Source organism: Dactylosporangium sp. NPDC050688 (genome assembly GCF_040654515.1).
Taxonomy (GTDB): domain Bacteria; phylum Actinomycetota; class Actinomycetes; order Mycobacteriales; family Micromonosporaceae; genus Dactylosporangium.
This window is the reverse complement of the sequence record NZ_JBFAIC010000055.1, coordinates 53467-68994: the sequence shown is the minus strand read 5'-3', so window position 1 is coordinate 68994 and position 15528 is coordinate 53467. Positions and strand designations below refer to the sequence as shown.

The window sequence follows — 15528 nt, the reverse complement described above, 5'->3', positions numbered from 1 at the left end:
CCGTGCTCCACCCGCGACACGTCGGGCCGACCGCCGACGCCGCCGCGGCGTACGCCAGGAACATGGCGAGCCGGTCCGTCTCAGATACAGGCCCGTCGTGCCGAATGGTACGGATGCAGACCGGTGCGGAGGTGCGGCAGATGCGGTGGACGGTGGGACGGCGGGTCGGTGGAGTCGCCGCGGCGGTCACGGCCGCGACCCTGATCCTGGCCGAGGTCGGCTTCACGCAAACCACCAACACCGGCGAACGGGGCCGGGAGGCGGTCACGGCGACGCAGGTCCTGGCGGAGGTCAACGACTCCCAGCACACCGCCTCCGTCGTCCTGGCCTGCGCGTACACGCTCCTCACACCGCTGGACGCCGCGGCGCGCAGCACGGTCGTCGAGCGGTCCACCGAACACGCCGGAGAGCTGCGTGACCAGCTCGCCGCCATCGAGGCCAGCCGGTCACGGTGGGGCATCGACGAGCAGGTCGCCGAGCTGAGCACCACGGTCGACCAGGTCCTCGCCGTCGCCGACGCCATCACCGCGACGTCCGGCGAGCTGACCCCCGCGCAGGTGCAGACCGCGCAGCAGGCATGGGACGCGTTCGACGAGGGCAGCGACGCACTGAAGACCACGCTCACTGACGTGGTCGCCGACCAGCAACGTACCGCGGCGGACGGTGAGACCAGAGCCCGCTGGCTGTTCGGGATCATCGGTGGGCTCACCGTGCCGCTCGTCCTGATCGCCATGTGGCTGCTCGCCCGGTCGATCGTTCGCCCGGTACGGCAGACCAAGACCGTCCTCGAGCACGTCGCCGGCGGCGACTTCACTCAGCGGCTCCCGCTGCGCGGCAACGACGAGCTCACCGACATGGCCCACGCCCTCAACACCACCGTCGACCGCGTCGGCACCGCGCTGGCCAGCATCGCCGAGGAGTCGGCAGTCCTCACCGACGCCTCCGGCAACCTCCGCGACGTCAGCCGCCAGCTGTCCACCGGCGCCGACCGGCTCGCCACCGAGTCGACCGCCGCGGCCACCTCGATCGACGAGACGACCCGCGACGTGCACACCGCGTCAAACAGCACCCGCGCCCTGCAGGCCGCCGTGCAGGACATCTCGACCCGGGTCGCCCAGGCCGCCCAGATCGCCGCCGAGGCCGTCCAGGTCGCAGCCGCCGCCAACCGCACCATCGCCGAGCTCGACGCCTCCAGCGCCCGCATCGGCGAGGTCGCCTCCGTCATCACCGCGATCGCCGACCAGACCAACCTCCTCGCGCTCAACGCCACCATCGAGGCCTCCCGCGCCGGCGAGGCCGGCAAGGGCTTCGCCGTCGTCGCCAACGAGGTCAAGGAGCTCGCCAAGCAGACCGCGAAGGCCACCGGCGACATCGGCGAACGCATCGGCGCCATCCAGTCCGGCACCTCGTCCGCGATCGACGAGCTGCAGCGGGTCACCACGACGATCAACCGGATCGCGGCAATCCAAAACGAGATCTCCGGGTCGACCGATCAGCAAGCAGACGCCGCCCGCGACATCGACATCAACGTCACCCGCGCCGCCGACCAGGCGGCCTCCGTCGCCGGCCGCATCACCGGCGTCTCCGACACCTCAGCGGCCACGTCGAGCTCCGCGCAGCAGACGGAGACCGCTGCCGAGCGGCTGTCGGCAACCGCAGACCGGCTCCAGACCGTCGTACGGCAATTCCGGATCAACCAGCCGCATCCCCGCCGTTGACCTGCCGCACTCGCCAGCTGGCCGGCGATGTGGCGTCACGGGCTCTGCTCGACCGGGCACCGGTCATCCTGATCTGGGACGGGCTCCTAGAAAGCGTGCTTGCGCACCAGAGCCGCGGATTGGGGTTCACCTAGAAGACCTCGTCCAGGAAGGCCGTCAGCTCGCGCCAGCTGCGGGCGTCGGCCGCCGGGTGATACGCGCCGCCCGGCAGGGTGAATCCGTGCTCGGCGCCGGAGTACGTGATGACCTGCCAGTCCAGGTCGGGGCGGGTGCGCAGCTCGTCCTGGAAGGCCGCCACCGCCTCGTCGGGCACCACCGGGTCGGCGCCGCCGGTGCAGATCAGCACCGCGCCGGTGATCGCGGCGACGTCGGCCGGCTCGTGGGCCACGAGGCGGGCGTGGAACGCGACCGTGCCGGCCAGCGGCGCCCCGGTGCGGGCGAACTCCAGCGCCGCCGAGCCGCCGAAGCAGTACCCGATGACGACGATCCGGCTCGCGTCGACCGCCGGGTCGTTCGCCACGACGTCGTAGGCGGCGCGGACCCGGGCGCGCATCAGCGCGAGGTCGCCGTAGTACTTCCCGGCCTCCGCCGCCGCGCTCTGGTGGTCCTCGAAGCGCCGCCCGGTGCCGTAGAGGTCGGCGGCGAAGGCGTAGTAGCCGAGGCGGGCGAGCATCTGGGCACGGGCCTTGGGGTACTCCCGCAGCCCCGTCCAGTCGTGCACGATGATCACGGCAGGCTTCGGCCCGGCGACCGCGGCGTCGTGGGCGCGGTAGCCCTCCATGGGCCGCCCGTCGTGGTCGTAGGCCACCGCCGCCTCGGCGATCTGCGCGCCCGGGCGCTCGGCGACGGCGTCGATGAGCCGCCGGTGCTCGGCGGAGAAGTCGGTCATGACCCCGACTCTACGAGGCCGACCAGCCCGTCCACCGAACGACGTCGATCGCGATCATCAGCCCACGGATTCGGTACTGCGGGTAGCGCGCCACCAGCCGCCCGAGCGCCCAGCGGCCCTCCTCCCCCGCCGGGTCGACCTGGCGCGCGATGCCGTCGGCGCGGACCCACCACAGCGCGGACCAGTCCTCGTCGTAATGGTCGGCGAGCACGGCGGCGCGCGGCTCGGCGGCCAGGTTGGCCAGCCGCTGCAGGGCGGTGTGCCGCTTCGGCTTGGCGTCTACGCCGTGGTAGACGGTGTCGCCCTCCAGCGCGAACACGATGGGCACGGCATGAGGCGAGCCATCCGGGGCGACGGTGGCCAGCCGGGCGACGCGCGCCGCCCCGAAACGCTGCCGGCACTCATCCGGCGTCACGCGCCTTCGCCGGCGAAGTCGGCGATGGCCCGCTCCCACTGTTCGAGGCCGCGCTCGACGATCGAGCGCGGGCCGGAGGGGATCCACCGGCTGGCGCGCTGGACGCCGGCCTCGTGGAGGCGCTGCAGTACCGCGGGATCGGCCGGCGCCGAGAGCACCTGCACGTCGATCCGCCGCTCGGCCCGGGCCCGCAGCTCGCCGATGCGCTCGATGACGCCCTCGCCGTAGTTGGGGAACCAGGCGTCGCCGAACGCCAGCACGCGGTCCAGCACGCCCGGGCCCATGCCACCGACGAGGATCGGCGGGTGGGGGCGCTGGGCCGGCTTCGGGAATGACCAGATCCGTTGGAAGTCGACGTACTTGCCGTGGTACGACGCCTCCTCCTCGGCCCAGATCGCCTTCATCGCCTCGATCCGCTCGCGCAGCACGGCCATACGCACCCGCGGGTCGGTGCCGTGGTTGCGCATCTCCTCGCGGTTCCACCCGGCGCCGACGCCGAACTCGAAGCGGCCACCGGAGAGCTGGTCGAGCGAGGCGACCTCCTTGGCGGTGATGATTGGGTCACGCTCGATGACGAGGCAGATGCCGCTGCCGATGCGCAGCCGGCTGGTGGCCGCCGCGGCCGCGGTCAGCGCGACGAAGAGGTCGTAGGTGTGCCAGTACCTCTGCGGCAGCTCCTGCCCGCCCTCGTACGGCGTGTCCCGGCTGGCCGGGATGTGGGTGTGCTCGGCGAAGAACACGGCGGACTGGCCGCGCTCCTCGGCCAGCCGCGCCAGGTCCCCCGGGGCCATGGCATTGTGGGTGGCGAAATACCCGACTCCAAAGTTCATGGCCCCGTCCCTACCCAATCGGCGACGCTTCGACCGAGGTCATGCAGCTCCGACACGGTGGCGGTGGCGTGCGCCGGGTTCGCCATCACGGCCGACTCGGGTGACCTCCAGGCGCAGCAGCGCGGGCCGCACCCGAACTCGGCCAGCACCCCGGTGACCCGCCGGACTAGCTCGGCGTCGAGCAGGCAGCGCGGCGAGAGGTGCACGGCGACCGAGATCGCCATGCCGGCGTCAGTGGAGCGAGCTCGTCACCAACGGCACCGCCCTCAACACCGCCTCGACGAGGCCGTGCCCTACCTGCAGGGGCGATCCGGCACCTGTGTCACCTCACCGGCGGTGAAATGTGTCCTCTTCGCTCACCCCAGCCGTGACCTGCTGCTGATCCACCCGGCTAAGCGGGTTGCCTGAGATTCTGTGCGTAACCCTCGGTAGCCACGGTGAGGTCCAGAGTGCGGCGGTGATGAGGTTTGTTCGTTGGTGCGGTTGTTGAAGAAAGAGCCGTTCGACGGGGTTGTCCTGCGGGCTGTAGCGGGCGCCTTCGATGATGAGGAGTCGGGGGTGTTCGGCGAGCCAGCGTTGGGTGATGCCGCTGTGGTGGGTGGTGCCGGACACTTATCGGTACTGCTCGTAAATCGTGCGTGCCCAGTAGTCCGGTTCTTCATGGCCGAGCAGGTTGTCCGGTCCGATCTCGTGGAATGCCCAGTGATCGTTGATGATCGACAACGCCTCAGCCTCGGAGATGTTGAAGGTCCTGGCCATCTCCTCGACGATCGATGACACGTAGTCCCGCATCTCGTCGATCACCAGGAACGTAAACTCGTGCCTGCCCGTCATGTCAGCTGACCAGCTTCAACAGGGACGCTGCGGCAGCCGTGTGGAACGATAGCTGCTGGCCGATCAATTCGGCCCGTGCGCCGCGTTTGAACCTTCCGACGCTCTTCACCATCGGGCCTTCCACCCAGTGATAGCCATGCATGGGAGCCGAGCCTGTTCGCTGCCCACGGGCGAATGCCTCGAACTCCGGACCACCCGAATCGGGGAAGATCTTACCGTTCAATTTCGCGAGCTCCCTGAGATCCACCCGGAAGTGCATGACCTCGCCGTTTCCGCCGAATTTGCTCCGAGCCCAGCTTTCGGCCTGCGCCCGGTCGGTCGTGGTGTAGAAACCCTGACCGAAATCCTTGTCCGGGTCGGCGTACTGCGTGTCGACACCGTTGTCCCGCACCGATTTCGCACCGTTCTTGGACGTGCCGTGGTAGACGTCGATGATGTCGCAGTTGTGCACCAGGACCGGGCGGGCCCCGACGATCACATAGTACGTGTGGATCTCGGAAACCGTGAGGTCGTGCATCACCCGGCTGTCGGCGACGCTCCGCACGCTCTCGACCGTCACCAGGGACCCGTCGAGCGCCCGGACGTGTTCGCCGGGTTGCAGTTGCGCGGCATCCACCCAGGCCTGCCGCGTCTGCGACCAGAACGGGTGGTGCTGCGTGGTGTGCAGCGTCTCCGGGCCCGCCTCGCCGGTCAGCGTCACATCCGTCAGGTCAGTGTCGAAGTTGACGTGTTTCCTGACGACGGTGCGGGTCGGGGTCTCGCCGGTCTCCGGGTCGGTCGCGAGAACCTCGTCGCCTTCCTCGACATCCTTGATGGCCTTGGTGGAGCCGTCGGCCATCTGCACCCGGGTGTCGGGATCGAAGCTGTGGGCACAGTCCCCGGCCGCACCGGCCGCATTGTCGGCAAGACCGCCCGGAGCGTCGTCGGCCTTCTTGGCCCCGGCGCCTACCGACTGGGCGAGTTCGTCGGCCTTCTTCCTGGCCGCGGCGATCAGGTCGTCGGTGCGCCGGATGACGTCGTCGGCAATCTTGATCGCCCGTTGCCAGGACTTGTAGGCGTCGAACGCTCTGGTGACGCCCTTGACGATCGCCTTGCCCGCCTTGAAGACCTTGCCCCACGGGATCATCCCGATGAGCGTGTTTACGCACGCCCCGACGTCGCCCTTGGTGATGCAGTTGACGATGTCCGTGATGCCCAGGAAGTCGAGCAGGAAGGACAGACCCTGCTCCACCAGCATGTCCATCATGGACTTCTTTTTGACCGCCTCGGCCTCGAGCCGGGCCTTCTGGTCCTCATCCGACAGACCGCTCGGGTTGCCGGTGGGGTTGCCCGGGTTCGCCGGCGGGGCCGGCGGCGGCGGGAACGCGTCCGGGTCGGCGGGGAACGCCTCACCGGACGGGTCGGCGTTGGTCATCGGCGAGTTGTTGCCGTACGCGTAGCCGTTGAGCCGCTGCGGATCCTCGGGGATCGTGAGAGGGTCGACGGAGATGAACCGGCCGATTTTCGGGTCGTACTCCCGGGCGCCCAGGTGCGTCAGGCCCGTGGACTGGTCCTTCGTACCGCCGACGAAGCCCTTGTCACCCGGCCATCCGACGACCGCAGCACCGCGGTCTTCACCGAACGGTGTCGAACGCCGCTTCTGCACCGTCCCGGTGACGGAGTCCATCGCCACCGTCGCCGTGCCGTGCGCATCCGAGGCGAGGTAGGTCAGGTTGCCGTCGTTGGTGCGCACGGCGACCGGCACCCCGGCATGGGTGTAGTACCGCGTCGCGGACTTCACGTTGGCGGTGCTGAGGTGCAACTCCTGCCCGGGCAGGTACAGGGTGGTGCCGGTGTCGTCCCGGCGGATCAACCGGTTGCCCGAGGCGTCGTTGAGATACCGGGTGATCTTCGAGCCTTCGGTGACCTTGGCCAGGTTGCCCTCGGCGTCCCACTCCAGGTTCTGGGTGCTACCACCGACCACGCGCTGGGTCGTGTTGCCGGCGGCGTCGTACTGGTACGACGTCAAGGTGCTGCCATCGACGCTGGTGCTGTTGAGCCGGTGCCCGGTCGTGCCGTAGTTGTAGGTGGTGGTGGGCTCGCCCGGCAGCTCGTGGCGCTACTCAGTCGACCGGTTACCGGTCTTGTCGAAGGTGGAGCTGCTCCAGTACTTCGGACAGAAGCCGGGGCTGCGTGGCTGGGAAATGGCCACGCTCCTGCACGGGCGCAGCGCCGTCCTCGACGGCGAGTTCGTCACCCTCGACCCGGCCACCGCAGCGCCTGTTTCGCCCGGCTGCAACGGCGTCTGCACGTCCCGGTTCCACGACCGATGCTGCTGGCATCGGTCCGGTGCACTACCAGGTGACGTCGGGGCTGGTGGCCGGTACGGCGGCTGGCCGTGACGTCCGCGATGGTGGAGTCCGATGCGCGGCCGAAGCCGTGGCGCGCACCATGATCGCGGTGGCGGCCGGCCCGACCGACACCGTCCGGGCACCGGATGTGCTCGCCGCGCGTCCGCGGTACCGGGTCCCGGGCCGAACGCGATGCCGACCGACTTCGGTGTGGGACAGCGAGGGCGGTCACTTCGTTGACACATCGGCAGGCGCCGACGCTGCCTGATCGGGTCCGAGCTCGCGGTGGTGGCCGATGCTGAAGTAGGCGGCGCGGCGGCGCAGGTGACGGCGCCCGACCGGGAGCGGCGGGCCGGTCGGCGTGGGCGCGATGCCGTAGAAGAGCCGTTTGCCGACCTCGATGAGGCCGAGGTAGCAGACGACCATGGTCGCGAGTGCGGCGAAGAAGCCGCCAGGTAGTGGGTGGAAACCCAGCACCTTGGCGAGGGGGGTGGCGGGCAGCAGCGCGCCGACGGTGACCACGCCGAGGGCGGCGAGGGTCAGCGGGAGGCTGGGATGGCTGCGGAAGAACGGGATTCGGCGGGTTCGGATGGCGAAGATGACCAGGGTCTGGGTGGCGAGGGACTCCACGAACCAACCGGTGCGGAACTGGGCCGGCCCGGAGTGGAACAACCACAGCATGACGGCAAAGGTGGCGAAGTCGAACACCGAGCTGAACGGCCCGAAGTACAGCATGAAGCGGCGGATGAACCGAATATCCCAGTGCGACGGGCGGCGTAGCTGCTCCTCGTCGATGTTGTCGGTGGGGATGGCGAGTTGGCTGGTGTCGTAGAGCAGGTTGTTGAGCAGGATCTGGGAGGGCAGCATCGGCAGGAACTTCAGGAACATCGACGCGCCCGCGGCGCTGAACATGTTGCCGAAGTTGCTGGACGTGCCCATCAGGACGTACTTGATGGTGTTGGCGAAGATCCGGCGGCCCTCGGCGACGCCGTCGGCCAGGACGTTGAGGTCTTTCTCCAGCAGGATGACGTCGGCGGCGTCTTTGGCCACGTCGGTGGCCGAGTCGACCGAGATGCCGACATCTGCCGTGTGCAGGGCGAGGGCGTCGTTGACGCCGTCGCCGAGGAATGCCACGGCTCGCCCGGTCATGCGTTGGATGCGCACGATGCGAGCCTTGTGCTCGGGGCTGACCCGGGCGAACACCGTTGTGGTCGTGATCGCCGCCGCGAGGTGCGGGTCGTCGAGGTTGTCGATGTCCGGGCCGGTCAGCGTCGCGCCGGAGGGCAGGCCGACGTCGTGGCAGACCTTGGCGGCCACCGCCGGGTTGTCCCCGGTGACGATCTTCACCGTGATGCCGAGGGCGGCGAGGCGGCCCAGCGCGGCCGCCGCGTCGGGCTTGGGCGGGTCCAGGAAGACCAGCAGGCCGGCCAGCCGCAGGTTGTGTTCGTCGGCCGTGGTGAGCTGGGTAAGGCCGGGAGCGGGGCGGGTGGCGACGGCGACGACCCGGTTGCCGGCCGTGAACTCGGCGGCCAGGGCCGTCGCGGCGGTGTCCGGCACGTTGACGCAACACTCCAGGACGGCTTCCGGCGCACCCTTGGTGACCATCGTCTGGGCGCCGTGCTGGTCGCGGACGAGGACCGACACCATGCGCCGTTCGTGGTCGAACGGCAGGGTCGACAGCCGGGTGTCCCCGGCCACGGCCGCGCGCTGGCCCAGCGCGGCCGGCGAGTCCCACAACGCCACGTCGAGGGGATTGCCACCGATCGCGTGGCCGTCCTCGACGACGGCTTCGGTGCACGTCAGACCCCACCGCAACGGTGTGTCGGGTGCACCCGGGCCGGTGGCGACGGCGCGCATGAAGCTGATCCGGCCCTGGGTCAGGGTGCCGGTCTTGTCGGTGAACAGGGTATCGATGTCGCCGAGGTCCTCGATGCAGACCAGGCGCTTGACCAGAACCCTGCGCCGGGCCATCTGCCGGGACCCGGCGGCCAGGCTCATCGACACCACCGCGGGCAGCAGCTGCGGGGTGATCCCCACCGCGATGGCCAGGGAGAACAGCAGCGCTTCGAGGATCGGCCGGTGCAGCACCACGTTGATGACGAAGATCGAGGTGGTGAGACCGGCGGCGACGTAGACCAGCAGCATCGAGAAGCGTCGCAACCCGGCCTGGAACTGCGTCTCGATCGGGTGGCCGCCCAGGCCCCCCGCGATGCGCCCGAACTGCGTGCGCGTCCCCGTTGCCGTGACCACTCCACGCCCGCTCCCGGCGTGTATCACGGTGCCCATCAGCGCGCAGCCGGACAGCCCAGCCAGCGGCGTGCCGGCCGGCACCGGTAAGGGGTTCTTGTCGACCGTCAGTGACTCGCCGGTCAGCACCGACTCGTCACACTCCAGCCCGGATGCCTCCAGCAGCCTGATGTCAGCCGGCACTACGTCTCCCAGCTGCAGGTCGACGACATCGCCCGGGACCAGCGTGGTTACGTCCACCGCGACCGGGTGCCCGTCGCGTACGGCCAGCGCCCGGTGGCTGATCTTCGAGTGCAGCGCCTCGGCCGCCTTCTCCGCCCGGTACTCGTTGACCAGTCCCAAGCCGACGGACAGCGCCAGGATCACCGCGATGATGATCGCGTCGCTGCGCTCACCGACGAAGTACGACGCCACCGCGGCGACCAGCAACAGCACCAACAGCGGGGAGCGCACCTGATGCCACAGCACCGGCAGCAGCCGAGCCCGGTGCGTGGAGACCGCGTTGCGTCCATACCGTGCGAGCCGGCGCGCCGCCTCCCCCGCCGGCAGTCCGCCGTGGTCCACGCCGAGGCCGTGCAGCACCTGCTCGGCGGGCAACTCCGCGGCCCTGGACACGTCCAAGCCGGACTCGTAAAGGTCCGGCGGCGGCCCGCCGGCGACCGTCACGATCGCCGACTGTTCAACCCCGGTACGCCCCGCACGCCTTGCTGCCATAACACCCCGAGCCTGCCACGCACGACCCCGTTCGGATCAGGGCCGGTCGCCCTGGCCGGTAGGGACCAGCGGACCGGCAGCGTCCGATGCCAGCTGGCCGAAGGGGCGTTGCACCCCCGGGCACCTGATTCGGATCGAACTGGTGGCCTTCGACCCTGTCATCGGTGCTGAGGTCGAGCAACGGTTGACCTTGACAAGGGGCGAAGTCCCCGCTCCTCGGCTTCGAACCGGAACGGAGCAAGTCGATGAGAACGTTGACCATCGTCGTCGTCGTCATCCTGGCCCTGGTCACGTTGGCGTTGGACATCCAACTGCCCGACAGCATGAAGCGGGCGATGGCCAGGCAGGCCGAGGCCGAGCGGGAGAAGCGCGCGAAGATCATCAACGCCGAGGGTGAGTCCCTCGCCGCCGCCGCGCTCGGCGACGCCTCCGACACCATGATGGCCCACCCCCTCGCCCTGCAACTGCGCAACCTGCAGAGCCTGGTCGAGATCGGCGTCGACAAGAACACCACCGTCGTGTTCCCCGCACCGCTGATGAGCACCATCGGCGAACTCGGCTCCTTCCTGACCCGCGAAGCCACCGCCGCCGCGTCACGGACCGTACCGTCCGGCATCACCAAACTGACCCCGGTGGTCGCCGCCCCGACCGGAGCATCCGAGGCGACCGCCGCGGCTGCCAGGTAGCACAACTGCGGGCCGGTCAGGGACAGGTCGCCGCAGGGCAGGCGGTTCACCCCGAAGCGGTCGCGTCAGGGTCGTCCAGCTTCGGCACTCTGACCGGCGCCATTATCGACGCACTCGACGACGCCCAGCTCACCACCGCTGCCACCGAAGCCACGATCTTCGCCCGGGCGTCACCCGAGCAGAAAGCCCGGCTGGTACGGCTGCTGCGGCACGACCACGACGTCGGGTTCCTCGGTGACGGGGTCAACGGCGCGCTCGCGCTGCACGCCGCCGACGTCGGCCTGTCCGTCAACACCGCCGCCGACGTCGCCAAGGACGCGGCCGACACGGAACTGCCTGGCGCAGCCAGGTGAGCCACACGTGCGGGGCTGCGCTCATGGATGCTTTCGGAGCTTTAAATAGAACGCCGTAAATACCGCGACAATTCAGACGTTTACGATCAGCCGCGCCAAAATTGGTGTCTGAAGAACAAGACGTCCACGCCGACCACGACGGCTACCATCGCGAGCGCGTACAGCACGACCGTCACCCGTCTTCCCATCGCTTGTTTCTCCCTCCGCGATCTGCCCGGTTAGCGTGGCTGAATCCGCTGGTGAGGGCCGTGGTACACGCGCACCGACGGCGCAGCGGCGCTGATGCGATCAAGCGGGGAGCGCAGCGGCGGCGGCGGTTGTGGTGCCGCCCGGGCCGATCGGAGGTTCCGAAGACGAGGCCCGGGCGTAGAAGGGCTACACGGCCAGGTCGGCGCGCGCCTCGGCCCCGCCGTTCGCGCTGACCGTCTTGGCGTTGACCGGGATGGTGGCCGGGCCGGCCGGACGGGGCGCAGCGGCGGCGGCTTCGCGGGCGAGGAAGGTCCCGAGTTCGCCGATGGTGCTCATCAACGGCGCCGGGAAGACGACGGTGGTGTTCTTGTCGACGCCGATCTCGACCAGGCTCTGCAGGTTGCGCAGTTGCAGGGCGAGGGGGTGGGCCATCATGGTGTCGGAGGCGTCGCCGAGTGCGGCGGCGGCGAGGGACTCACCCTCGGCGTTGATGATCTTCGCGCGCTTCTCCCGCTCGGCCTCGGCCTGCCTGGCCATCGCCCGCTTCATGCTGTCGGGCAGTTGGATGTCCTTGAGCTCGACCAGGGTGACCTCGACGCCCCACTCGACGGTCGTGACGTCGAGAATCTCGCGGATGTCGACGTTGATCCGGTCGGTCTCGGACAGGGTCTCGTCCAGGGTGTGCTGGCCGACGACCTTGCGCAGGGTGGTCTGGGCGATCTGGTTGATCGCGGCATGGACGTTCTCGATCGCCACCACGGACTTGACCGCGTCGACGACACGGAAGTACGCGACGGCGGAGACGTCGACGCTGACGTTGTCGCGGGTGATGATGCCCTGGGACTGGATCGGCATGGTGACGATCCGCAGCGAGACACGGTGCAGCTGGTCGACGATCGGGATGAGCAGCCGCAGGCCGGGTTCGCGGGCGCCGATGACCCGGCCGAGGCGGAACAGCACGCCCCGTTCGTACTGCTTGACGACCCGGACCGCCAGGGCCAGGACGATCAGGGCCACGACCGCGACGATCACGAGGACGGCGATGAAGGTGTTCATTGACACGCTCCACTTCGGGTGTTCGCGTCCGGTCCGCGAACTGCGGGCACGGGAGATACGCGGCGCGGTACCGGCGAACGGGTCGTCCGCCAACGGCTGGCCTGCCGGTCAGCGCGCCGCCGCGACGTCCTGCACGACAAGGCGATCGTTTGGTCGCCGCGCCGCGGGCGGACGTAAGGTCCGCCGGACGCGCAGCCGGGAGGATCGATGCTTGACGGTCCTTCCAGGTCTCAACCGTCCGTCGTGTCGGCCGTGCCGGACAGAGGCGAACGTCCCGAGGTCACTGCTCGTCGTGCACATCGGCCTCCCCGCAGAGCACCACCGGATCAGCGGATCCAGCGTCCGTGGCATATTGCGGCCGCTGGATTGCGCTCACCCGTCCGCAAAGGCGGTAGCGTGACAGTATTGCCCCGGACCTTGGCGATTCGCTGGACCGGAAGCCGTGGCGACGGGTCCGGCAGGAATGAACGTGTCAACGTGAACGCGGTTCGCCGGCGTCAAAGCCGGTGGTCAGGCGGTGACCGTCATGCGCGACTCAGGGATCCATGACCAGCACGACGCGAGCGCCGGCCCGGGCGCCGACACCGTCGACGATGTGACGTTCTCGCAGGTAGCCCGGCTGGAGCTCGACGAACTGTTGGAGCAGTTGATGCGGCGGGCGCGGGACGTGCAGGACGCCCAGGGCCGGTTGCGGGGGTTGCTGCACGCGTTCCTGGCGGTGGCGCGCGCCGACAACCTGGACACGGTGCTCCGCCACGTCGTGGAGGCCGCGCGGGACCTCGTCGACGCCCGCTACGCCGCCCTCGGCGCGATCGACGGCGGCCGGTTGACCCGGTTCGTGCACACCGGCATGGACCCCGACGTGGTGGCCCAGGTCGGCCACCTGCCGAAGGGCAAGGGGTTGCTCGGCCTGCTGGTCGACTATCCGCTGTCGCTGCGGCTGGCGGATATCGCCGAGCATCCCGCCTCGGTCGGGTTCCCCGAGCATCACCCGCCGATGCGGTCGTTCCTCGGTGTGCCGATCCAGGTCGGCGACCGGATCTTCGGCAACCTGTACCTCACCGAGAAACGCGGCGGTGCGGCGTTCACCGGCGACGACGAGCAGCTCGTACGGGCGCTCGCCGCGGCCGCCGGGGCGGCGATCGAGAACGCCACGCTGCTGGCCGAGAGCCGCCGCCGGCACACCTGGCAGACCGCCATGGTCGAGGTCAGCACCGCGCTGCTGGCCGGCACCGACACCGACGAGGTGCTGCGGCAGCTGGTCCACCGCGCCCGACAGACCTTGTGCGCCGCCGGTGCCGATGTCTGCGTGCCCACCGAAGATCCGGACCAGCTGCGGCTGGTCGTCACCGAAGGCGACGGCTACCACCCCTGGCAGGGCAGCGTCGTCCCGGTCGCGCACTCGGTGAGCGGCGCCGCGATCACCGCCGGGCAGCTGATCGTGGTGACCGACCCGGGCGCCGATCCCCGCACGACCGGCACCGCCGACCGGGCGGCCGGCCAGATCGGCGAAACCGTCGCGGTGCCGCTCATCGGCGCCGACGGCAAAGTCAACGGCGTCCTGTCCGTGTCCCGCGACCCCGGCGCCGAACCGTTCGACCAGCTCGACCTGGACCTGGTCACCGCGGTCGCCGCCCACGCCGGGCTGGCCCTGCACCTCAACCGGCTCCGCGCCGACACCGAGCAGCTGCACCTCCTCGACGACCGCGAGCAACTCGGCGACGAGCTGCGCCACCACGTCATCCACCGCCTGTTCCGGCACGGCCTCGAGTTGCAGTCCGCCGCGTCACGGACCACCGATCAGCGCACCAGCATCGCCGTACGAGCCCAGATCGACGAGGTCGACGCGATCATCCACGACATCCGCACGGCGGTGTTCGCGTTCGACCGGGCCCGGCCAGCAGGCGGCGGGACCGCGGTCGCCGATCCGAACGCTGACGCCGAGCCCTGACGCTGTATCCATGGGTCGGTCGACGGCCTGTGCGGGACCTTCTCCTCTGACCGCCGTCGGCTGCACCGGCCAACCTGGACGGTGGAGGTGCGTCACGATGACACAGACAGCGGCGCAGCGCACCGCTCGCGTGGTGGTGGGTGTGGACCGCACGGACGCCCACGATCATGCGGTACTGGGCGCCGCGTTCGAACACGCCCGCCGCGCAGGTGCGGACCTGTGCATCGTCCATGCCATCCCCCCGGACGATCAACCGCCCGCCGCGCCCCTGGACGCCGCGGCCCGGCGCCGGCGGCTCACCGCCCGACACCAGCACATCCAGGCCACGACCGCCGACCTGCACCACCGGGTCGCGCACCGCGGCGCTCATCACACCGTGCTCTACGACATCCGCTACGGCGATCCGGCCACCGCGATCCTCAGGGCCGCCCAGCACGCCGACCTCATCGTCGTCGGCACCCGCGGTGACAGCAGCCACGGCTCGCCGCTGCTGCTCGGCCCCGTGAGCCAGGACGTCGCCGTCCACGCCACCTGCCCGGTCCTGCTCATCCCCACCACACCGCCAACTTGATCCCCGCACCATCCTCGAACGGTCGCCCCGGACCCCGGCCGGCCAGCACCGCACCACCGCCACGAACATCCGGAGGACGACATGACGAACCAACCCGCCGCCCACGACCGGCGCATCGTCGTCGGCGTCGACGGCTCACCCGGGTCCAGAACAGCGCTGCACTGGGCGATCGGACAGGCGGAACAAACCGGCGCGACCGTCGAGGCGATCGGCGCCTGGCAAGACCCCGTGACGGGCGGCTCCGTGATCGGCTGGGCGCCGATGATCTACACCGGCGACAGTATCGTCGCCCTCATCGAGAAAGCCCTCGCCGACACCGTCGCGGATGTCACCGCCCAGCACGCCACCACCATCGACGTCATCACCCGGGTGATGCCGGGCCACCCGGCGAAGGTCCTGCTCGACGCCGCCAACGGCGCCGAACTCCTCGTGGTGGGCAGCCGCGGGCACGGCACCTTCGCCGGGATCCTGCTCGGCTCGGTCAGCCAACACTGCGTGCAACACGCACCCTGCCCGGTCGTCGTCGTCCCGTCGCGCGTTCATGCCGAGAAGGCAGCATCATGAACCCGCGACCTGCGGCGGCAGCAACCCACGGATGGTCGAACAGATCACCGGCCGGCTGACCTGGCCCCGGGCAATGCTGCCCGCGGCGCCTGGTTCGGCCTGTTCGTCGGTGTGGCGTTCAGCGTCGTGGGTACCGTGTCCTCCCCCGTCGCGCTGGCCTGGGGCCTCGTCCGGGCATGGT

At 69.9% G+C, this 15528-nt stretch carries 15 protein-coding genes and 1 pseudogene; 7 read left to right on the top strand and 9 right to left on the bottom strand.

The window, feature by feature from the left end; genetic code table 11:
* The first annotated feature begins 140 nt into the window (after positions 1–140).
* Complete coding sequence (locus tag AB0H83_RS37595; protein ID WP_360103614.1) at positions 141–1718, top strand: methyl-accepting chemotaxis protein; 1578 nt, start codon at positions 141–143, stop codon at positions 1716–1718.
* Between the two features lie 130 nt (positions 1719–1848).
* On the opposite strand, the gene AB0H83_RS37590 is transcribed toward AB0H83_RS37595, so the two are convergent.
* The 7 genes and pseudogenes from AB0H83_RS37590 to AB0H83_RS37560 all read right to left on the bottom strand — a co-directional run bounded on the left by AB0H83_RS37590 (position 1849) and on the right by AB0H83_RS37560 (position 6538).
* A complete protein-coding gene (locus AB0H83_RS37590; protein ID WP_360103612.1) occupies positions 1849–2607 on the bottom strand; it encodes a dienelactone hydrolase family protein in 759 nt (252 codons plus the stop codon).
* Between the two features lie 10 nt (positions 2608–2617).
* Positions 2618–3022 carry a TIGR03668 family PPOX class F420-dependent oxidoreductase gene (locus AB0H83_RS37585; protein WP_360103610.1) on the bottom strand — a complete coding sequence of 135 codons (405 nt, stop codon included), beginning with the start codon at positions 3020–3022 and terminating at the stop codon, positions 2618–2620.
* Positions 3019–3852, bottom strand: coding sequence for an LLM class F420-dependent oxidoreductase (locus AB0H83_RS37580; RefSeq protein ID WP_360103608.1), 834 nt, complete (start codon positions 3850–3852; stop codon positions 3019–3021). Before AB0H83_RS37580 ends, AB0H83_RS37585 begins: the two co-directional genes overlap by 4 nt.
* Positions 3849–4076 carry a hypothetical protein gene (locus tag AB0H83_RS37575; RefSeq protein ID WP_360103606.1) on the bottom strand — a complete coding sequence of 76 codons (228 nt, stop codon included), beginning with the start codon at positions 4074–4076 and terminating at the stop codon, positions 3849–3851. The genes AB0H83_RS37580 and AB0H83_RS37575 overlap by 4 nt, the downstream gene beginning before the upstream one ends.
* A gap of 167 nt (positions 4077–4243) precedes the next feature.
* Positions 4244–4461: pseudogene (locus AB0H83_RS37570) on the bottom strand (IS630 family transposase); the annotation flags it as partial.
* A 3-nt stretch (positions 4462–4464) separates the two neighbouring features.
* Positions 4465–4656 (bottom strand): hypothetical protein, encoded by a 192-nt coding sequence (locus AB0H83_RS37565; protein WP_360103604.1) that lies wholly within the window; start codon positions 4654–4656, stop codon positions 4465–4467.
* 31 nt (positions 4657–4687) lie between these two features.
* Positions 4688–6538 carry a polymorphic toxin-type HINT domain-containing protein gene (locus AB0H83_RS37560; RefSeq protein WP_360103602.1) on the bottom strand — a complete coding sequence of 617 codons (1851 nt, stop codon included), beginning with the start codon at positions 6536–6538 and terminating at the stop codon, positions 4688–4690.
* Here AB0H83_RS37560 and AB0H83_RS37555 point away from each other — a divergent pair.
* Complete coding sequence (locus AB0H83_RS37555; protein WP_360103600.1) at positions 6519–6746, top strand: hypothetical protein; 228 nt, start codon at positions 6519–6521, stop codon at positions 6744–6746. The two genes, AB0H83_RS37560 and AB0H83_RS37555, sit on opposite strands and share 20 nt — an antisense overlap.
* A gap of 63 nt (positions 6747–6809) precedes the next feature.
* Positions 6810–7067: a hypothetical protein gene (locus tag AB0H83_RS37550; protein WP_360103598.1), complete on the top strand. Its 258-nt coding sequence runs from the start codon at positions 6810–6812 to the stop codon at positions 7065–7067.
* A gap of 177 nt (positions 7068–7244) precedes the next feature.
* Here AB0H83_RS37550 and mgtA read toward each other — a convergent pair whose 3' ends face one another.
* Positions 7245–9929, bottom strand: coding sequence for a magnesium-translocating P-type ATPase (gene mgtA / locus AB0H83_RS37545; protein WP_360103596.1), 2685 nt, complete (start codon positions 9927–9929; stop codon positions 7245–7247).
* 293 nt (positions 9930–10222) lie between these two features.
* Here mgtA and AB0H83_RS37540 point away from each other — a divergent pair, with 293 nt between their 5' ends.
* The gene (locus AB0H83_RS37540) at positions 10223–10663 is read left to right on the top strand and encodes a hypothetical protein (RefSeq protein ID WP_360103594.1); all 441 of its coding nucleotides are present in this window, start codon (positions 10223–10225) and stop codon (positions 10661–10663) included.
* A gap of 728 nt (positions 10664–11391) precedes the next feature.
* On the opposite strand, the gene AB0H83_RS37535 is transcribed toward AB0H83_RS37540, so the two are convergent.
* Positions 11392–12261 carry a slipin family protein gene (locus tag AB0H83_RS37535; RefSeq protein WP_360103592.1) on the bottom strand — a complete coding sequence of 290 codons (870 nt, stop codon included), beginning with the start codon at positions 12259–12261 and terminating at the stop codon, positions 11392–11394.
* A 526-nt stretch (positions 12262–12787) separates the two neighbouring features.
* On the opposite strand from AB0H83_RS37535, the gene AB0H83_RS37530 reads away from it, so the two are divergent.
* The 3 genes from AB0H83_RS37530 (at position 12788) to AB0H83_RS37520 (ending at position 15347) form a co-directional block, all read left to right on the top strand.
* Complete coding sequence (locus AB0H83_RS37530; protein WP_360103590.1) at positions 12788–14212, top strand: GAF domain-containing protein; 1425 nt, start codon at positions 12788–12790, stop codon at positions 14210–14212.
* 97 nt (positions 14213–14309) lie between these two features.
* Entirely contained in the window at positions 14310–14783 is a 474-nt protein-coding gene (locus AB0H83_RS37525; RefSeq protein WP_360103588.1) for a universal stress protein, read from the top strand.
* Positions 14784–14864: 81 nt separating this feature from the next.
* Positions 14865–15347 carry a universal stress protein gene (locus AB0H83_RS37520; protein WP_360103586.1) on the top strand — a complete coding sequence of 161 codons (483 nt, stop codon included), beginning with the start codon at positions 14865–14867 and terminating at the stop codon, positions 15345–15347.
* Positions 15348–15528: the final 181 nt, after the last annotated feature.

What these genes read in the sequence shown, in the direction of transcription:
- AB0H83_RS37595 (WP_360103614.1), top strand. Translation starts at nt 141, where the DNA reads ATGCGGTGGACGGTGGGACGGCGGGTCGGTGGAGTCGCCGCGGCGGTC.
- AB0H83_RS37590 (WP_360103612.1), bottom strand. Translation starts at nt 2,607, where the DNA reads ATGACCGACTTCTCCGCCGAGCACCGGCGGCTCATCGACGCCGTCGCC.
- AB0H83_RS37580 (WP_360103608.1), bottom strand. Translation starts at nt 3,852, where the DNA reads ATGAACTTTGGAGTCGGGTATTTCGCCACCCACAATGCCATGGCCCCG.
- AB0H83_RS37575 (WP_360103606.1), bottom strand. Translation starts at nt 4,076, where the DNA reads ATGGCGATCTCGGTCGCCGTGCACCTCTCGCCGCGCTGCCTGCTCGAC.
- AB0H83_RS37540 (WP_360103594.1), top strand. Translation starts at nt 10,223, where the DNA reads ATGAGAACGTTGACCATCGTCGTCGTCGTCATCCTGGCCCTGGTCACG.
- AB0H83_RS37535 (WP_360103592.1), bottom strand. Translation starts at nt 12,261, where the DNA reads ATGAACACCTTCATCGCCGTCCTCGTGATCGTCGCGGTCGTGGCCCTG.
- AB0H83_RS37530 (WP_360103590.1), top strand. Translation starts at nt 12,788, where the DNA reads ATGCGCGACTCAGGGATCCATGACCAGCACGACGCGAGCGCCGGCCCG.
- AB0H83_RS37525 (WP_360103588.1), top strand. Translation starts at nt 14,310, where the DNA reads ATGACACAGACAGCGGCGCAGCGCACCGCTCGCGTGGTGGTGGGTGTG.
- AB0H83_RS37520 (WP_360103586.1), top strand. Translation starts at nt 14,865, where the DNA reads ATGACGAACCAACCCGCCGCCCACGACCGGCGCATCGTCGTCGGCGTC.